The organism is Rhodococcus sp. KBS0724 (genome assembly GCF_005938745.2).
Taxonomy (GTDB): domain Bacteria; phylum Actinomycetota; class Actinomycetes; order Mycobacteriales; family Mycobacteriaceae; genus Rhodococcus_F.
In genome coordinates, this window is record NZ_VCBX02000001.1 from 4,619,026 (window position 1) to 4,637,180 (window position 18,155).

Sequence of the window (18,155 nt, forward strand, 5' to 3'; positions counted from 1 at the left end):
TCCGGCCGGAAGCTCCGATACGAACTCTTCCGTCGTGAGACCGAAGGTGGCACCGGAATCCGAGACCATGTGGGTGATGCGATCGACCGGATAGGTGGGGTCTACCGGCACAAATGCGGCCCCGGTCTTGGCGACTGCCCACAGTGCGAGCACAGAGTCCGCCGATCGTGGAATGGCAATGGCCACTCGATCTTCGGCGCCGACACCGCGGCCGATCAAGACACGAGCCACCCGGGAAGAGCGCTCGTCGAGCTCACGGTAGGTGATCGTCTCGCCGGCGTAGCGGATAGCCTCCGCATCCGGGTTCACCGCTACGGCATCGTCAAGAATTCCTGCAAGAGTTCCCGAAACACCGCGCGCTCCACGCACATCCGTCAGCGCAAGCCGCTCGGAGGATTCGAGAAGATCGATGTCACCCACAGCGACTGCGGGGTCCCCGACCACGGATTCGAGAATGCGTACCAGTCGGCGGGCAAAACCCTCGACGGTATCCCGGTCGAACAGATCGGCAGCGTAGGTGAACTCCGCTGCGATGCCTTGCAGTTCGCCGTGCACTCCGATCGACTCGGACACCGACAGTTCGAGATCGAATTTTGCTGTTGTCGTGTCGATCTCGGCAGCCTTGACGGCCAGGCCGGGAAGCTCCAGCTCGGTCTGCGCCAGATTCTGCAACGACAGAACAACCTGGAACAGCGGATGCCTGGCCTGGGACCTGGCCGGAGCCAGGACGTCGACCAACCGCTCGAACGGCACGTCTGCGTGTGCGAATGCGCTCAGCGCGGCATCACTCGACGCCGCAATCAGTTCCGTGAACGGAGCCGCCGTGTCTACTGCGGTTCGCAGGACCAGAGTGTTGACGAACATGCCGACCAGATCGTCGAGCGCTGCCTCACCGCGGCCGGCGACGGGGGTACCCACCGAGATGTCCGACGTTCCGCTGAGACGAGCAAGCAGAACCGCGAGGGCAGCATGCAGCGCCATGAACAGCGTGGCATTGTGCTCCCGAGCAAGGGCGTCGAGGCGAACGTGCAACTCGGGCGCGATGTCGAAGGCGAATCGTTCGCCGCGCATCGACGCCACATCGGGGCGAGCCCGGTCAGCAGGCAGTTCGATCCGATCCGGCAGACCCGAGAGCGTCTCGCTCCAGAACGAAATCTGCTGGGACATCAGCGACGCTGCGTCGTCCTCGGAGCCGAGAACTTCACGCTGCCACAGTGCGTAGTCCGCGTACTGCACAGAGAGGGGTTGCCACTGCGGAACAATCCCGTCCTTGCGCGCCGAGTACGCGATCATCACATCGCGACCCAGCGGCGCCATCGACCAGCCGTCCGCGGCAATGTGGTGAACCATGATCGCCAGCACATGCTCGGTGTCGCCCCGCGTCAGCAACTGCACCCGGATCGGCACGTCCACGGTGATGTCGAGGGCGGTGGAACCGACTGCGGCAATAGCGTCGTCGAGTTCATCGGCGTCGACGGATACGACATCGAGGCCGTGGAAGACATCGTCGACGTCGAGAATCGACTGCACCGGACCGGATTCGGTATCCGGGTACACCGTGCGCAGAACTTCGTGGCGGGCCAGCACGTCCTCGAATGCTGCTTCCATCGCGGCAACGTCGAGGTTTCCGCTCAGGTGAAGCGCGAAGGTGATGTTGTACGCCGCAGACGCCGTGTCGTAGCGGTTGAGGAACCACATACGCTGCTGGGCAAGCGACAACGGAATACTGCTCGGACGCGCCTGCGCGGCGAGCGCTGTGCGACCGCCACTGCCCGCCTGTGTTTCCACGCGAGCGGCGAGTGCCTCGACGCTCGAGACGTCGAACAACGTACGAACCGGCACCGTGGTGTCCAGTGCGGCGCCCAATCGCGAGGTGACCTGCGTCGCGACGAGTGAATTGCCACCGAGAGCGAAGAAGTCGTCATCGAGTCCGACTCGCTCGACCCCGAGGACATCGGCAATGATCTGGGCGACGATTTCCTCGACCGGTGTTGTGGGCGCGCGGAATTCACGGACCTCGAACACCGGCTCCGGCAGCGCGTCCCGGTCGAGCTTTCCGACCGGAGTCAACGGAACCTCGTCCAAGGCCATGATGACCGACGGAACCATGTAGCTCGGCAGGGATTCACCGACAAAACCAGCGAGGCGTTCGGCATCGAAGCTCGCACCGGCTTCGAGTTGAACATAGGAGACCAGGGCAGTGACTCCCGCGATGCCTTCGCGTCCGAGCGTCACGGCGAAGCGCACGTCCTCGTGAGCCGTCAGCGCAGCATCGATCTCGCCGAGTTCGATGCGGAAACCACGGACCTTGACCTGGAAGTCACTGCGGCCCATGTATTCCAGAACGCCCTGCTCGCCTTCGAGAGAGGTACCGGTCCACCGCACGACGTCTCCGGTGCGGTACATCCGGGAACCGTCCGACGAGTACGGGTTGGCGACAAACCGCTCCGACGTCAGCGCGTAGCGATCGTGGTAGCCACGGGCCAATGCCGCACCCGCAAAATAGAGTTCACCCCTGGTACCGACCGGGACGGGGTGAAGTCGCTCGTCGAGGACAAGCGCCGACATTCCCTCGACGGGACGGCCGATATCGATAGGCTGACCTGCCGTGAGGTGCCCGTACGACGAAATAATGGTGGTCTCGGTGGGACCGTAGCCGTTGAAATACTCGCGACCTGGCTGCCACGTTGCCAGCAGTTCCGGCGTGGTGACATCGCCACCGACGGATACGAGTGCCAACTCCGGCAGTTGCGCCTCGTCCATCGTGCCGAGTACAGCGGGAGTGATAATCGCGTGGGTGACATGCTCGTCACGCAGCAGCGTGGTGAGTTCGGGGCCGCCGATGATCGCCGGCGGAACGATGACAAGAGTGGCGCCGGTGGAGAAAGCCACCATCCATTCGAGTACCGACGGATCGAAACTCGGCGAACAGATATGCAGGAACCGGGACTCCTCGTCGACGCCGTACCGACGCTGCGCGGCATCACGAACACCTCGGAGACCGCCATGGGTAACGCTGACGCCCTTCGGCTTTCCCGTGGAACCCGAGGTGTAGATCAGGTACGCCACGTGCGCATCGCGCAGTGGGGTGGTTCGCTCGGAATCGACGACCGGAGCGCCCGATTGGGCGTCGACAAGGCTCACAGTGGACGGCTCGTCCAGTGCCCACCATTCGGTGGCGTCCGGCAGTTGTCCCAGGAATTCGGATGACGTCAGGCCGATGCGTGCCGCGGAATCCGACAGCATGTGGCGAACACGGTCGTCCGGGTAGTTCGGATCGACCGGAACGTAGGCAGCACCGGTCTTAGCCACTGCCCAGACTGCGCGCACCATGTCGTAGGATCGCGGAAACGCCAGCGCAACAGTGGTTTCCGGACCGATATCGCGCGCAATGAGAGCGCGGGCCAACCGGGACGACTGCTCGTCGAGCTCACGGTAGGTGACCGAGCGCCCCTCGAATCGCACCGCAACCGATTCCGGATCGGCCGCACCCGAAGTGAAGATGTCGGCCAGGCTCGCTCGCGGCATCGCGTCGTCGGATGCGACGTAGGTGAGGTCGACGAATTCCGTCGGCGAGAGCAGTTCGAGATCCCCGACCGTGGTTGCCGGTCGAGCGGTGACCGCGTCGAGTATCCGGACGAAGCGAGTGGCAAACGTTGCTACGGTCGACGCATCGAACAGATCTGTGGCATAGGTGAAGGTAGCGTCCAGGACATCTGAATCTTCGCTTCCTTCAGGACTTTCCGACACCATCAGCTCGAGGTCGAACTTGGCGACCGGCACTTCCAGTTCGGTGGCAACCGCAGTGATCCCCGAGAACTGCAACTGGCGGCGTCCACTGATCTCGGCGGTCAGAGCGACCTGGAACAGCGGATGACGCGACTGGGAACGCGCGGGATTCAAGACCTCGACAAGACGTTCGAACGGCACGTCCGCGTGTCCGTACGCACTCAGGCCCGACTCGCGCACCCTGGCGAGCAACTCTTCGAAGGTCTCGCCCGCATCTACCTCGGTCCGCAACACCATGGTGTTGACGAACATCCCGATGACATCGCTCAGCACCTCGTCACCTCGACCACCGACAGGAGCACCGATGGCAATATCCGTGGTGCCGCTGAGGCGGCTGAGAAGCGCCGCATACGCCGCTTGCAGAACCATGAAGAGCGACGCGTTCTTCGAACGTGCCAACGCGTTCAGCTTGCGGGTGGTGCGTTCGCTGATGTGGAAGTGGTGCTTGGCCCCGCGGTTGGATGCAACGGCCGGGCGCGGGCGGTCGGTCGGCAGATCCAGCTGGTCGGGAAGTCCCGCCAGCGACTCGCGCCAGAAAGCGATCTGGCGTGCCGATTCCGACGAGGGATCATCTTCGGACCCCAGGGCCGCACGTTGCCACAGTGCGTAATCCGCGTACTGCACCGGCAATGGCGTCCAGGCCGGTGCGGTGTGCTCACTCCGTGCGGAATACGCAACCAGGAGATCGCGGGCCAATGGGCGGAACGACAAGCCGTCGGCCGCAATATGGTGCAGCACCATGACGAGCACAAAATCGGTCGGTGTGACCTCGAACAGAGTAACGCGCAACGGGATCTCGGTTGCCACGTCGAATCCGCGTCCGGCGATCTCGACGGCAGCGGCCTGCACCTCACGCTTGGAGGTCCGCAACGGAGTCAGGTCGATCGACACCTGGTCGATCGGCAGAATCACCTGCTGCGCGGTGCCGTTGGTGTCGGGATACAGCGTACGCAGCGACTCGTGCCGCTCGAGGAGATCCATTACCGAGGCGTGCAATGCGGCAGCATCGACGGTACCGGTCAGCCGAACAGTGAACGGAAGGTTGTAGACCGGCGTCGACGGGTCGAGCTTGTTGAGGAACCACATTCGCTGCTGCGCCAGCGACACCGGAATAACATCGGGACGCGGCTTTGCGACCAGCGGCGCCAGCGGCCGGACATTTCCCGCCAACGATTCGGCCCGAGCGGCGAGGGTGGCCACCGTCGTCGACTCGAAGAGCTCACGCACACCGAGCTGAACGCCCATCGCAGAACCGACTCTGGTGACCACTTGTGTTGCCACCAGCGAGTTTCCACCGAGTTCGAAGAAATCGTCGTCGAGACCGACTCGCTCCACACCGAGGACGTCGGCAAAGACGTCGGCAACAACCCGCTCGGTATCCGTGCGCGGTTCCCGATACTGCTTGGCACTGGCGAAGACGGGTTCCGGGAGTCCAGCACGATCAAGCTTGCCACTGGTATTGAGCGGCAACGCTTCCAAGACCATCAGCGCAGCGGGAACCATGTACGACGGCAGGCTTCGACCCGCGAACTCGCTCAACTCTGCCGATTCGACGGAGCGGCCCGGACTCGGCACGATATAGCCGACCAACTGATCTCCGGTCGAGGTCTGAACCACCAACACGACAGCCTGCGAGACGTCGGGATGGGCGAGCAGCACGGTCTCGATCTCGCCGAGTTCGATGCGCTGGCCGCGGAACTTGACCTGGAAGTCGGTGCGCCCGATGTAGTCCAGGTTGCCGTCGTCGCGTCGACGCACGAGGTCGCCGGTTCGGTACATCCGTTCCCCGGCAGGACCGTAGGGGTTTGCCACAAACCGATCGGAGCTGAGGTCGGGCCGACCGACGTATCCGCGGGCCAACTGCACTCCGGCGAGGTACAGCTCACCTGGCTGACCGATCGGCGTCGCACGGAGGTGCGAATCGAGGACGTAAGCCTGGGTGTTCCACTGCGGCAAGCCGATCGGCACCGAAGTGGTGTCGGAGCGGCGAGCCTCGTAGTACGTCACCGAGACCGCAGCTTCAGTGGGGCCGTACAGGTTGTGCAGATCAGCGCTGCACAGTTCGCGGAATGCCGTAGCCGTCTCGGGCGGCAAGGCTTCGCCGATGACAAAGACGTGACGCAGCGAATCACATGATCCGGCAGGAGCATTCGCGGTGAAGAGCGTGAGCATCGACGGGACGAAGTCCGTGACGGTGACACGATGTTCCGCGATCTTGGCCGCAACGTACATCGGGTCCCGATGGCCGTCGGGTGTCGCGACCACGAGGGTCGCACCGACCCGGAGCGGCATGAAGAATCCCCACAGAGACACGTCGAACGTGGTCGCAGTCTTTTGCAGATACACGTCCGATGCCCCGAGGCGATACTCGGAGTTCATCCACTGGAGCTGGTTGTTGATCGCCGCATGGGTGACCGCAACACCCTTCGGGCGACCCGTCGAACCGGACGTGTAGATGACATAGGCCGTGTTCGAATACCGCAGAGGCGAAACACGATCCGAGTCGGTGACGGGCCTGGTGTCGAGTTCCGCGTCGTCGAGTTGGTCGATTTCGAGAACGCGGGTTCCGAGCGGCAGGTCCACCTGATCCCGAGCGGTGGTCAGAACACACACCGGCCGTGCGGAATCGAGGATGTACGCCGTGCGATCTGCCGGATGGTCTGGATCCACCGGCACCCAAGCGCCGCCGGCCTTCGCAATCGCATACAGTCCGACCATGAGGTCGAGTGAACGCCGAATAGCCAAGCCCACAAGTGATTCCGGCCCGACGCCCATGTCGATGAGCTTGCGAGCGAGACCGTTGACCTTGGCATCGAACTCCGCGTAGGTGAGAGAACTCCCCTCGAAGATCAGCGCGGTGGCGTCCGGGGTTCGATCGACCTGTCGCTCGAACGGTTCGGTGATGGACTGCGAAAGCACGTGGTACCCAGTGCGATTCCAGAGTGCAACCTTCTTGCGCTCCTCTTCGGACGCAATGGGTAGATCCCACACCCGGCGCGATGTCTCGGCAGAGATGAACTTTTCGAGGAACTCGACAAAACGCGAGTGATTCCGCTCGGCGACCGACGCGGAGTACAGGTTGGGATTCGACTCGAAGTCGATGTGCGTCCGCGTGTCGCCGACGCTCTGATACAGGTTTACACCGAGGTCTTCGATCAAACCCGTTGACAGGATGTGCAATTCACCGACCAGCGGCCCGAAGGCAAGTTCGGTGGAGAACATCATGATGTTGATCCACGGACCGAAGAAGCCGCCCTGACCGGGGCCGTCGCCGTCGCGGACCATGTCTTCGTGGCGGTAACGCTGGTGACGCAGGGCGCCGGACATCTCGCTACTGACGGCGTCGAGAAGTTCCTGGACAGTTGTCGTCGAGGTAATCCTCAAGCGCAGTGGCACCACGTTGGACACCATTCCGCCGGATCGGCGGAGCACTGCAGTGGTGCGGCCCGAGACGGGCAGCGACAGCGACACGTCCTCGCTTCCGGTCATCTGAGCCAGGTACGCGGCAAACGCTGCGACCACTGTGCCGGCGACCGTCGTCTTCTCTACGCGTTCGAGGAATCGCGCGAGCAGTGCTTCCACGTGATTGGACAGCGCTGCGCTGTCGATGCGGCTGACCGGCGTCGGCGGGGCACTACGCCCGGCCAGGCTCGAAATCTCGTCGAGGTCGGCGATCTTCTCGGCCCAGAAAGCGCGGTCGGTGTCGAACCGGTGGGAGTTGCGATAGGTGTTGTCGACCTCGTAGACGTCACGCAGGTCGGACGCCTCGTTTGGCGTGGGCTCGCGGCCTTCGACGCGGGCCGAGTACAACTCGGCGACACGGGTGACAAATGTCGAAGCGCCGAAGCCGTCGAGGATCGTGTGATGAACCCGGGTGTACCAGTAGTAGCGGTCCTGTTCGAGACGCAGAATGGTGGCCGAGATCAACCGGTCCTCGAGCATGTCCACTGGACGGCTTCGGTCTGCGCGCATCCATCGCATTGCCGCGTCGTGCGGATCTGCCTCACTACGGACGTCGACATAGCCGATCGAGTCGTCCAGTGTGTCGTCGATGATCTGAAACGGCTGTGCATCAACTTCGATGATGCGAACGAAGGCCGAACCGATTTCACGGCCGGCGTCGGCGCACGCCGCCCGGAGCACGTTGAGCTGCAATGCGCCACGAAGTTCGACGTACTGCGCGATGTTGACGGGGACGCTGGGATCCAGGTGCTGCGCGAACCACATTCCGAGCTGTGCGGCCGAGAGTGGGAATGCACCTGATCGCTGAACTTCTTCCGGCGAGCTGCCGACCTCCGACGTACCGCTCTCCAGTTTTCCGTTTTCCAGCGACTTCACGCCCACAGCCTCTCTTCCACACCATTACGCACACGCTGTGACGCACATCTCTTCGCCACAACTTGTACCGATCTCATCTACCCTCAATGAGCCAGAACGATCCATCATCTCCGATGGGCCGCAGGCATGACAAAGCCACACCCAGACATATCGACTTTGAAGTGAAGGTTCGTTACAGCAACGAGCCACCATTCGCCCACCGCGAAGCCACGCCTCGGGATCCGACAAACCCAGCGGATAATTCTCCCCCTCACCCCCCGATCCAACGGTCACGATCGAACTGTTTCCGCGCGGCCTATCGCGCGCGCGAATCCCCCGCGTAGCCGCCCGATCAATGTACAGGCTCGGCAAAAACGGAGGATTGACGCTGTTCAGCAGGGCTTTGATTCAGACATAACGACGGCTGCTGTTCGGTTCGCACTCCACGCGGGGCCCTACACACGAAGAAACGCGCCGGCATTGCGCCGACGCGTTTCTCCTACTCACAACTCATTTACACGAGCGTAACGCCCGTCACATTCCGCAGGTGATCGGCATTGACCCCCGGCGCCAGTTCCACCAGCGCGATGCCCTCTGTTGTGACATCCAGCACGGCCAGATCGGTAATGATGCGATGTACCACACCTTGGCCGGTCAACGGCAAAGTGCACCGCTCGAGGATCTTCGGGTTTCCCTCCCGGTCGGTATGCTCCATCACCACGATCACGCGGCGGGCACCGTGGACAAGATCCATCGCGCCGCCCATCCCCTTGACCATCTTGCCGGGCACCATCCAGTTCGCGAGATCACCGGTACTCGACACCTGCATTCCGCCGAGGACGGCGGTATCGATGTGCCCGCCACGAATCATGCCGAAGGACAGTGCAGAGTCGAAGAACGCGGCGCCCGGATTGACGGTGACGGTTTCCTTGCCCGCGTTGATGAGGTCAGCGTCGACCTGATCCTCGGTCGGGTACGGCCCGGTGCCAAGGATGCCGTTCTCACTGTGCAGGACGACCCTCACGCCCTCAGGAAGGTAGCTCGGGATCAGTGTCGGCAGGCCGATCCCCAAATTGACGTACTCGCCCGGCCGCATCTCGGCGGCAGCACGTGCGGCCATCTCATGGCGAGTCCAGCCGACACGAGTTTCCTCCGAACTACTCACCGGACGCCTCCTGAAACGGTTCGCTTCTCGATCCTCTTGTCCTGCACACCCGTATGTACAACGCGCTGGACGAACACGCCAGGTAGATGAACGTGTGCCGGGTCGATCTCACCGGGCTCGACCAGATGTTCCACCTGCGCGATGGTGATCCGACCAGCCATTGCGGCAAGCGGATTGAAGTTCATCGCGGTCTTGTTGAAGACGAGGTTGCCTTCGGTATCACCGTAATCGGCATGCACCAGCGCAAAATCCGCTGTGATCGCTTCTTCCAGCACATAGCGGCGATCTCCGAATACGGCGGTCGCTTTGGGCGGAGATGCGACGGCAACCGATCCGTCGGCGTTGTAACGCCAAGGCAACCCGCCCTCTTCGATGGGGGTGCCCACGCCTGCTGGTGTGTAGAACGCCGGGATGCCGGCGCCTCCGGCACGCAGACGCTCGGCCAGGGTTCCCTGCGGTGTCAGCTCGACTTCCAGCTCACCCGAAAGGTACTGGCGTGCAAACTCTTTGTTCTCCCCCACGTACGACGCTGTCACCCGCGCAATGCGATGAGCACTCAGGAGAATTCCGAGACCGTAGTCGTCAACGCCGCAGTTGTTGGAGAACACTTCCAGATCGGTGGCGGCGCCCACGGCTATCGCCGCGATCAACGCGTCCGGAATTCCGCACAGTCCGAAACCGCCAACGGCAAGCGTGGCTCCGCTGGCGATGTCGGCAACCGCCTCGGCTGGCGAACTCACAACTTTGCTCATGCGTTGTTCTCCTTACTCGGGGAGGATACCGGCGCGATGCAGCAGTTTCTCGGCGTGCCGCAGCACTGGCGCGTCCACCATCTTGCCTTCGAAGGCAAACACACCACGTTCGTGAGCCACCGCCGCAAGAACCCTTTGTGCCCAGTCGATTTCCGACTCCGACGGCGCGAAGGCCGCGCGGATGACGTCGACCTGGCTGGGGTGAATCGCAACCTTGACATCGAACCCGACGGCAACTGCGTCGGCGGATTCGACGCCCAGCCCCACCAGATCCTTGATGTCGAGGTATACGGAATCAACGGCCAGCCGGCCGTAGCTCTTTGCCGCCAGCAAGGTATTCGAGCGCACATGCCTCGCGACGTCGCGGTACGAACCATCCAGGTGCCGGCTGGAATTACCGCCGAGTCCGGCGATCAGATCCTCAGCGCCCCACATCACGCCGATTGTGTTCGCCGCCAGAGCAATTTCTTGCACGGCAAGTGCGCCGAGCGGAGACTCGACCAACGCGATGATCTCGGCCGGGGCCAGCGAGAGAACGTCGTCCGCTGATTCGCATTTCGAGAGCATCAAACGCGTGTAATGGGTGCCGTCGAGGGCAAGGAGGTCGAGTTCGTGCTCGCGGGTGCCAACAGGATTGACGCGCACCACGGTGCGGTCCGGGTCGAGCGGTGTGTCGATCAGCGCGGTGCGCGCCGCCTCTTTGTCGTCAGCCGCGACGCCGTCCTCGAGGTCGAGAATGACGACGTCGGCTGCCGCTGCCGCCTTCGCGTAGCGCTCCGGACGGTCCGCCGGACAGAACAGCCACGCCGGCCCCGGCGGAATCCACGTCACGACGATTCTCCTTGCGGCCGCAACTGCACCAACGTTTTACGAGTCGCAACAGCTACGACGTCGCCGTGCTGATTTCGGCCGGTGTGTACCAACGTCACGATGCCCTCACCAGGGCGGCTCTTCGATTCACGCTTGTCCGCGATCAGCGTCTCCGCGTACAGGGTATCGCCGTGGAAGAGCGGCTTCGGGAAACTGATATCCGAGAACCCGAGATTTGCCACGATTGTTCCCTGCGTCAACTGCGCTACCGAAAGTCCCACGATCGTGGACAACGTGAACATCGAATTGACCAGACGCACACCGAACTGGGTGTCCTCGCTGTACGCGGCATCGAGGTGCAGCGCCTGCGTATTCATCGTCAGCGTCGTGAACAACACGTTGTCGGCCTCGGTGACTGTGCGACCTGGTCGGTGTTCGTAGACCGCGCCAAGTTCGAACTCCTCGAACCAGAGTCCGCGCTGAGTGATCTTCTTGGTCTCTGCGTTGTTCATTTGAGAGTTCGTCACAACCCTGCCTCACGTGCGATGAGCATCAACTGCACCTCGGTAGTGCCTTCGCCGATCTCCAGAATCTTACTGTCACGGTAGTGCCGCGCGACGGCGTATTCGTTCATGAATCCGTATCCACCGTGGATCTGGGTGGCATCGCGAGCGTTGTCCATGGCAGCTTCGGAGGAAATGAGCTTGGCGATGGATGCCTGCTTCTTGAACGGCTTGCCGGACAGCATCAGTGCGGCCGCGTCGTAATACGCGGTGCGGGCCACGTGGGCGCGAGCCTCCATGCGCGCAATCTTGAACGCGATTGCCTGGTTCTGGCCGATGGGGCGTCCGAAAGCCTCGCGCTCCTTCGCGTACTTGATCGACTCGTCGACGCAGCCCTGAGCGGCACCGACGCTCAACGCGGAAATGGCGATGCGGCCTTCGTCGAGGATGCGCAGGAAGTTCGCGTAGCCGCGGCCGCGCTCACCGAGCAGATTCTCTTCGGGGACACGAACATCCGCGAACGTGAGCGGGTGGGTGTCTGACGCATTCCAGCCGACCTTGTTGTATGCAGGCTCAGCCGTGAAGCCCGGCGTCGTGGTCGGCACGAGGATCGTGGAAATCTCCTTCTTGCCACCGTCCTTGACTCCCGTCACCGCGGTGACCGTAACCAGCTTCGTGATGTCGGTGCCCGAGTTGGTGATGAACTGCTTGTTGCCGTTGATGATCCACTCGCCGCTGTCGAACTTGGCGGTGGTCTTGGTTCCACCGGCGTCGCTACCCGCACCTGGCTCGGTCAAACCGAAGGCAGCAAGCGACTTGCCGCTGGTGAGCTGCGGCAGCCATTCTTCCTTCTGCGCGTCGTTGCCGAATCGGTAGATCGGCATGGCACCGAGGGACACTCCGGCTTCGAGAGTGATCGCGACACTCTGATCAACCTTGCCCAATTCCTCGAGCGCGAGGCACAGGGCAAAGTAGTCGCCGCCCATTCCGCCGTACTCCTCGGGGAACGGCAGACCGAACAGGCCCATCTCTGCCATCCCGGCAACAACCTCATACGGGAACGTGTGATTGGCGTCGTGCTCGGCGGCAACCGGCGCCACAACCGTCTTGGCAAAGTCCGCAACGGTTTTCGCGAGCTGCTGGTACTCGTCCGGAAGCGCTCCGGTGGCAAGGTAATCGGACATCAGGCTTCTTCCTTCTGAGTCGGGTTCTCGGTCTCTTCTGCAGTCTCTTCGTCTTGGACAGGTACGACGCGGGCCAGAATCTGATCCACCATCACCTGATCGCCCTGACGGACAAGCACTTCCACGGTTCCGTCGATCGGCGAGGTAAGCGAGTGCTCCATCTTCATGGCCTCGACAACCACCAGCGCCTGCCCTGCCGACACAGCGGCGCCGCTCTCGACGTTGACCGCGATCACAGCACCTGGCATCGGACTGGCGATTTCGGCGTCGCCCGCGTGTGCGTCGTCGCCTCGAACACTGACCTCGGCAACTTCGCGGACATGCCAGGTTCCGCCGCCGGCCAGCCACAGACCACCGTCGGTCTCGGCGACGACAAACGTGCGCCTGCGCCCGTCGATCACCACAGCCAGTTCCGATCCCGTCAAGACCGCACTGAAGGCCTGCGGCTGCGAACCTTCGACCTCGACCTTTGCCTCAGCAGGAGTACCGACTATCGACACGTGCGCAATGCGGGTTCCGGCCGACAGGCGGATGCTGGTCGGAGCCGGAGTCCCCACCCGCCAGCCGCTGGGAACGTCCCAGGGGTCTACCGATGCCGCAGTTGTCCACCGCGCCAGCCAGCGATATGCCGCAGCGGCAATGAGGACCTCGTCGGTGGCGTCCGCCGCAACAAAGTCTTCGACCCGGCGATCGAGCAGACCGGTGTCGAGGTTGCCCGCGATCACATCCGGATCGGCGAGGAGGAAGCGCGCAAATTCGATATTGGTGACCACGCCGAGAACCGCGGTGTCGCCGAGCGCGCGATCGAGCTTGCGCAGTGCGCCGGCGCGGTCGGAAGCGTGCGCGATGACCTTGCTGAGCATGGGGTCGTAGTCGCTACCGACGACAGTTCCCTCGAGCAGGCCCGAATCGACGCGCACGCCGGATCCCGACGGTTCGACGAGACCGACGACGCTGCCGCCGGTCGGCAGGAATCCGCGACTCGGATCTTCGGCGTACACGCGGGCTTCGATGGCATGTCCGGTCAGTGTGATGTCGCCCTGCTCGAAAGCCAGCTTCTCCCCTGCCGCGACGCGTACCTGCCACTCGACCAGGTCGAGTCCGGTGACCATCTCGGTGACCGGATGCTCAACCTGCAGGCGGGTGTTCATCTCCATGAAGAAGAACTCGTCCGGCTTGTCGGCCGAGACGATGAATTCGACGGTGCCTGCGCCGGTGTAGTCGACGCTGCGAGCGGTGTTGCACGCGGCAGCGCCGATGCGATCACGAGTCACCTGATCCAGCAGTGGTGACGGCGCCTCTTCGATGACCTTCTGGTGACGCCGCTGCAGGCTGCACTCACGCTCACCGAGGTGGACGACGTTGCCGTGCTGATCGGCCAGAACCTGGACCTCGATGTGCCGGGGCCGCAGCACAAACCGTTCGAGGAACAGGGTGTCGTCACCGAACGACGACGCGGCCTCGCGGCGAGCGCTGCGCAGCGCCTCCGCCAGATTGGCCGGGTCCTCGACCAGCCGCATACCCTTGCCGCCGCCGCCGGCCGAGGGCTTGACGAGCACCGGATAGCCGATGTCCTCGGCTGCCGCGATCAGTTCTTCATCGGTCAGATTCGGCCGTGCGATACCCGGAACCACCGGGACGTCGAACGCGGCAACCGCGTTCTTTGCGGTGATCTTGTCACCCATCACCTCGATGGCTCGCTCGGAAGGCCCGAGGAAGGCGATCCCGGCCGCAGCGCAGGCCGCTGAGAACGCCGAGTTCTCCGACAGGAAGCCGTAACCGGGGTGAATACCCTGCGCGCCCGTGGACTTGGCCGCGTCGATCACCTTGTCGATGACGAGGTAGCTTTCACGCGCGGCAGCCGGTCCGATGTTGACGGCGGTGTCGGCCTCGCGGACGTGGCGAGCATTCGCGTCGGCGTCGCTGTAGACCGCAACGCTGCGAATTCCCAACTCACGCAACGTGCGGATCACGCGAACCGCGATCTCACCGCGGTTGGCCACGAGAACAGTATCGATAGTGCGCAACTCAGTCATTTCGCTCACATCCGGAAGACGCCGTAGGAGACCGGCTCGATCGGCGCGTTTGCGCACACCGAGAGAGCCAGGCCGAGAACAGTTCTGGTATCCGCGGGGTCGATGACACCGTCGTCCCAGAGTCGCGCAGTGGAGTAGTACGGATTGCCCTGCGCCTCGTACTGCTCACGGATCGGCGCCTTGAAGGCCTCTTCGTCCTCAGCCGACCACGGATTACCCGCGCTGTCGAGCTGCTCGCTACGAACCGTCGAGAGCACAGAAGCGGCCTGCTCACCGCCCATGACCGAGATTCGTGCATTCGGCCACATCCACAGGAAGCGAGGCGAATACGCCCGTCCACACATGGAGTAGTTGCCGGCGCCGTAAGAGCCGCCGATGACAACCGTCAGCTTCGGAACTCGTGCGCACGCAACTGCCGTGACCATCTTGGCGCCGTGCTTGGCGATGCCGCCCGCCTCGTAGTCCCGTCCCACCATGAAGCCTGCGATGTTCTGGAGGAACAACAAGGGAACACTGCGCTTGTCACACAATTCGATGAAATGTGCACCCTTCATGGCTGATTCGCCGAAGAGCACACCGTTGTTGGCGATGATGCCGACCGGATGGCCCTCGATGTGGGCGAATCCGGTGACGAGCGTCTTGCCGTACTCGGCCTTGAACTCCTGGAACGCGCCACCGTCGACAAGCTTGGTGATCACCTCATGCACGTCGTACGGGGTACGGGGATCGGTCGGGACGACGTCGTAGAGCTCACTCTGGTCAGCGACGGACGGGACTGTCGATACTACGTCCCACGGACGCTCGGAGCGGGGGCCGAGCGTGGCAATGATGTTGCGCACGACATGAAGTGCGTCGCGGTCGTCCTCGGCCAGGTGGTCGGTGACGCCCGAAACCTTGGAGTGCAGATCGCCACCGCCCAGTTCCTCGGCCGTCACGATCTCACCGGTGGCAGCCTTCACCAGCGGCGGGCCACCGAGGAAGATGGTGCCCTGATTGCGGACGATCACAGCTTCGTCACTCATTGCCGGTACGTAAGCGCCGCCGGCCGTGCACGAACCGAGAACGGCAGCAATCTGGGGAATCCCCTTGGCGCTCATGGTCGCCTGGTTGTAGAAGATCCGGCCGAAGTGCTCACGGTCCGGGAAGACTTCGTCCTGGCGCGGCAAGAAGGCTCCACCGGAGTCGACGAGGTAGATGCACGGAAGATTGTTCTGTAGCGCCACTTCCTGCGCGCGCAGGTGCTTCTTCACCGTCATCGGGTAGTAGGTGCCACCCTTGACCGTGGCGTCGTTAGCGACGATGACACATTCTCGTCCCGACACTCGGCCGATACCGGTGATGACGCCGGCGCCGGGGCACTCGTCGTCGTACAGGCCGTTGGCGGCCAGCGGTGACAACTCCAGGAAGGGGCTGCCCGGATCGAGCAGCGAATCCACCCGATCCCGAGGAAGCAGCTTCCCGCGACTGACGTGCCGATCCCTCGATTTCTGGTTGCCGCCGAGGGCGGCTTGAGCCAGTTTCTTCTTCAGTTCTTCCACCAGAACGGTGTGATCGGATCGGTATCCCGACCCTTGCGTGATTCCACTGGGAGTCATCCCGCCGCCTTCGCCATGAGTTAATGCTCGATAACTGAAACTAGATTAACTATGATTAACTGAGTTGTCCAGATCTCCCACCGAGAAAGATCGAGAGAATGCCATCTGACCAGGTAGCCGCTCCGACACGTCGCGATCAAATGAAGGCAGATCGCCGGCGTCAGCTCCTCGGCGCCGCCGCCCGCCTGATCGCCGAACGCGGATTTGTGAGCGTTCGCCTCGAAGATCTCGGTGCAGCGGTCGGCATCAGTGGACCCGCCGTCTACCGGCACTTCCCCAACAAGGATGCCGTCCTGGTCGAACTGCTCGTCGGGATCAGCACGCGACTGTACGAGGGCGGCTCGGCGGCAACCGAAACAGCCGACTCCCCGACGTCCGCGCTCGACGCCCTCGTCGAGTTCCATCTCGACTTCGCGCTCGGCGAACCGGACCTGATCCGCATCCAGGATCGCGACCTCGAAAGCCTGCCGGCCGACGCGCGACGACAAGTCCGTCAGACACAGCGCAAATACGTAGAACTGTGGGTCGGCGTCCTCGAACAGCTTGATCCGACACTCGAGGAAGCCGACGCGCGAATCATGGCCCACGCAACATTCGGCCTGATCAACTCCACTCCGCACAGCGCCAACCCGGCGTCACCGGCCCGGACGCGCCGCGTCTTACGCACTATGACGCTCGCCGCACTGCGTACGCCCTGAACCGGACACCTCGAATTCAGTGGCAGACTGGTTACACCAGCTAACAGATGAGGGTGCCGTGCCGAACGTGGAAGACAGCAGTGCAATGAGTCGAACGGACTTCGCCGAACTGCGAACCGAGTTCTCCCGATTCATGATGCTGTACCAATTCGGTATCGCCGAACTGATGACCAAGGTGAACATCCTCAAGGACGAATTCACCCACATCAATCAGTACAGTCCCATCGAACACGTGGCATCTCGGGTGAAGACGCCGGAGAGCATCCTGCGCAAAGCCGAGCGACTTGGCATCCCGATCACCATCGAGGACATCTCGAAGAACATCTTCGACATCGCCGGCGTGCGTATTACCTGCAGCTTCATTTCCGACACCTATCGGATCGCCGAGATGCTCACCAGCCAGTCGGATCTGCGGGTGATCGAGCGCGAGGACTACATCGCTAATCCCAAGCCCAACGGATACAAGAGTCTGCACCTGATTGTCGAAGTGCCCGTCTTCATGAGCGACAGCGTCCGCCACGTGCCGATCGAACTCCAGATCCGTACCATCGCAATGGATTTCTGGGCCAGTCTCGAGCACAAGATCTACTACAAGTACAACCGGGACGTGCCGGCCGAACTGCTGGACGAGCTCACCGAGGCGGCTGCCGCCGCGCACCGTCTGGACGTCAAGATGGAGCGCCTCAACGACGAGTTCGCCAAGATCAAGGCTCTCCCCCACGCCGACGACAAAAGCGTCGAACTCGAACTGCCGGCTCAGTTTCTCAACGCTCTGCGTCTGCAGCGCGGGATCTAATCTGGGTCTTTCGTCGGCTTTTTGAGCTGCCCCATTCGAGCGAACGTACCTTTCGGCGCATCCAAGGCGACGCACGTACCTTTCGCTCGAGTCGGGACAAAAAATGTGCGCCCTCCCTTCCGGGAGAGCGCACATTTCAGGCCGAGCGATATGCCTATTTCTTGCCCGTCACGGCGCTGTAGCCGAGGGACAGAACTGCCGCTGCCGCGATGCTGATGATCCAGCGAATCCAGTCAATTCCGCCGGTATCTCCCTTGTCCGAAATCGCACCCCAGACCCAGTAGCCGATCAATGCGCCGGCAATACCGAGGACTACGGTGATGATTATCCCGTACTGCTGCTTACCTGGCAGTACCAGGCGCGCAAGGATTCCGATAACTGCGCCGAAAATGATGGTCCCGATGATCTGTCCCATGACAGCCCCTCTCACATGTCGTGCATGCGTGCGGCCGAAAAATCTCCGCCCAGTCGAACAATAACCACAGTTACAGGTAACAGTCGCCTGTTGCC

Annotated in this window: 11 protein-coding genes (1 of these 11 running past the window's edge); 2 read left to right on the forward strand and 9 right to left on the reverse strand. The window is 62.6% G+C overall.

Annotated features, from left to right (window positions below; translation table 11 throughout):
* The 8 genes from FFI94_RS21215 to FFI94_RS21250 form a co-directional block, all read right to left on the reverse strand.
* On the reverse strand, nucleotides 1-8,127 hold the 5' portion of the coding sequence (locus FFI94_RS21215; protein WP_138869546.1) for a non-ribosomal peptide synthase/polyketide synthase. 20,475 nt of this gene lie to the left of the window's left edge; the window shows 8,127 of its 28,602 coding nt (coding positions 1-8,127); the start codon lies at nucleotides 8,125-8,127; the stop codon falls past the left edge of the window.
* Nucleotides 8,128-8,620: 493 nt separating this feature from the next.
* Entirely contained in the window at nucleotides 8,621-9,271 is a 651-nt protein-coding gene (locus tag FFI94_RS21220) for a 3-oxoacid CoA-transferase subunit B (RefSeq protein ID WP_260684228.1), read from the reverse strand.
* On the reverse strand, nucleotides 9,268-10,023 hold the full coding sequence (locus FFI94_RS21225; RefSeq protein ID WP_138869547.1) for a CoA transferase subunit A: 756 nt from the start codon (nucleotides 10,021-10,023) through the stop codon (nucleotides 9,268-9,270). The genes FFI94_RS21220 and FFI94_RS21225 overlap by 4 nt, the downstream gene beginning before the upstream one ends.
* Nucleotides 10,024-10,035: 12 nt before the next feature.
* Nucleotides 10,036-10,854: a CoA ester lyase gene (locus tag FFI94_RS21230; RefSeq protein WP_138869548.1), complete on the reverse strand. Its 819-nt coding sequence runs from the start codon at nucleotides 10,852-10,854 to the stop codon at nucleotides 10,036-10,038.
* Nucleotides 10,851-11,345, reverse strand: a complete 495-nt coding sequence (locus FFI94_RS21235) for a MaoC family dehydratase (RefSeq protein WP_138869549.1) — start codon at nucleotides 11,343-11,345, stop codon at nucleotides 10,851-10,853. The genes FFI94_RS21230 and FFI94_RS21235 overlap by 4 nt, the downstream gene beginning before the upstream one ends.
* Nucleotides 11,346-11,356: 11 nt before the next feature.
* Complete coding sequence (locus FFI94_RS21240) at nucleotides 11,357-12,520, reverse strand: acyl-CoA dehydrogenase family protein (RefSeq protein WP_033236942.1); 1,164 nt, start codon at nucleotides 12,518-12,520, stop codon at nucleotides 11,357-11,359.
* Entirely contained in the window at nucleotides 12,520-14,556 is a 2,037-nt protein-coding gene (locus FFI94_RS21245) for an acetyl/propionyl/methylcrotonyl-CoA carboxylase subunit alpha (protein ID WP_138869550.1), read from the reverse strand. The genes FFI94_RS21240 and FFI94_RS21245 overlap by 1 nt, the downstream gene beginning before the upstream one ends.
* A gap of 5 nt (nucleotides 14,557-14,561) precedes the next feature.
* Nucleotides 14,562-16,151: a carboxyl transferase domain-containing protein gene (locus tag FFI94_RS21250; protein WP_138869551.1), complete on the reverse strand. Its 1,590-nt coding sequence runs from the start codon at nucleotides 16,149-16,151 to the stop codon at nucleotides 14,562-14,564.
* 98 nt (nucleotides 16,152-16,249) lie between these two features.
* On the opposite strand from FFI94_RS21250, the gene FFI94_RS21255 reads away from it, so the two are divergent.
* A complete protein-coding gene (locus FFI94_RS21255) occupies nucleotides 16,250-16,849 on the forward strand; it encodes a TetR/AcrR family transcriptional regulator (protein ID WP_138869552.1) in 600 nt (199 codons plus the stop codon).
* A 67-nt stretch (nucleotides 16,850-16,916) separates the two neighbouring features.
* Complete coding sequence (locus tag FFI94_RS21260; RefSeq protein ID WP_397495577.1) at nucleotides 16,917-17,645, forward strand: GTP pyrophosphokinase family protein; 729 nt, start codon at nucleotides 16,917-16,919, stop codon at nucleotides 17,643-17,645.
* Between the two features lie 154 nt (nucleotides 17,646-17,799).
* Here the strand turns inward: FFI94_RS21260 and FFI94_RS21265 are convergent, their stop codons facing one another.
* Entirely contained in the window at nucleotides 17,800-18,060 is a 261-nt protein-coding gene (locus FFI94_RS21265) for a GlsB/YeaQ/YmgE family stress response membrane protein (RefSeq protein WP_138869553.1), read from the reverse strand.
* Between the last annotated feature and the right edge of the window lie 95 nt (nucleotides 18,061-18,155).

Coding starts and splice junctions, on each gene's coding strand:
- FFI94_RS21225 (WP_138869547.1), bottom strand. CDS start 10,023: ATGAGCAAAGTTGTGAGTTCGCCAGCCGAGGCGGTTGCCGACATCGCC.
- FFI94_RS21235 (WP_138869549.1), bottom strand. CDS start 11,345: ATGAACAACGCAGAGACCAAGAAGATCACTCAGCGCGGACTCTGGTTC.
- FFI94_RS21240 (WP_033236942.1), bottom strand. CDS start 12,520: ATGTCCGATTACCTTGCCACCGGAGCGCTTCCGGACGAGTACCAGCAG.
- FFI94_RS21245 (WP_138869550.1), bottom strand. CDS start 14,556: ATGACTGAGTTGCGCACTATCGATACTGTTCTCGTGGCCAACCGCGGT.
- FFI94_RS21250 (WP_138869551.1), bottom strand. CDS start 16,151: ATGACTCCCAGTGGAATCACGCAAGGGTCGGGATACCGATCCGATCAC.
- FFI94_RS21255 (WP_138869552.1), top strand. CDS start 16,250: ATGCCATCTGACCAGGTAGCCGCTCCGACACGTCGCGATCAAATGAAG.
- FFI94_RS21265 (WP_138869553.1), bottom strand. CDS start 18,060: ATGGGACAGATCATCGGGACCATCATTTTCGGCGCAGTTATCGGAATC.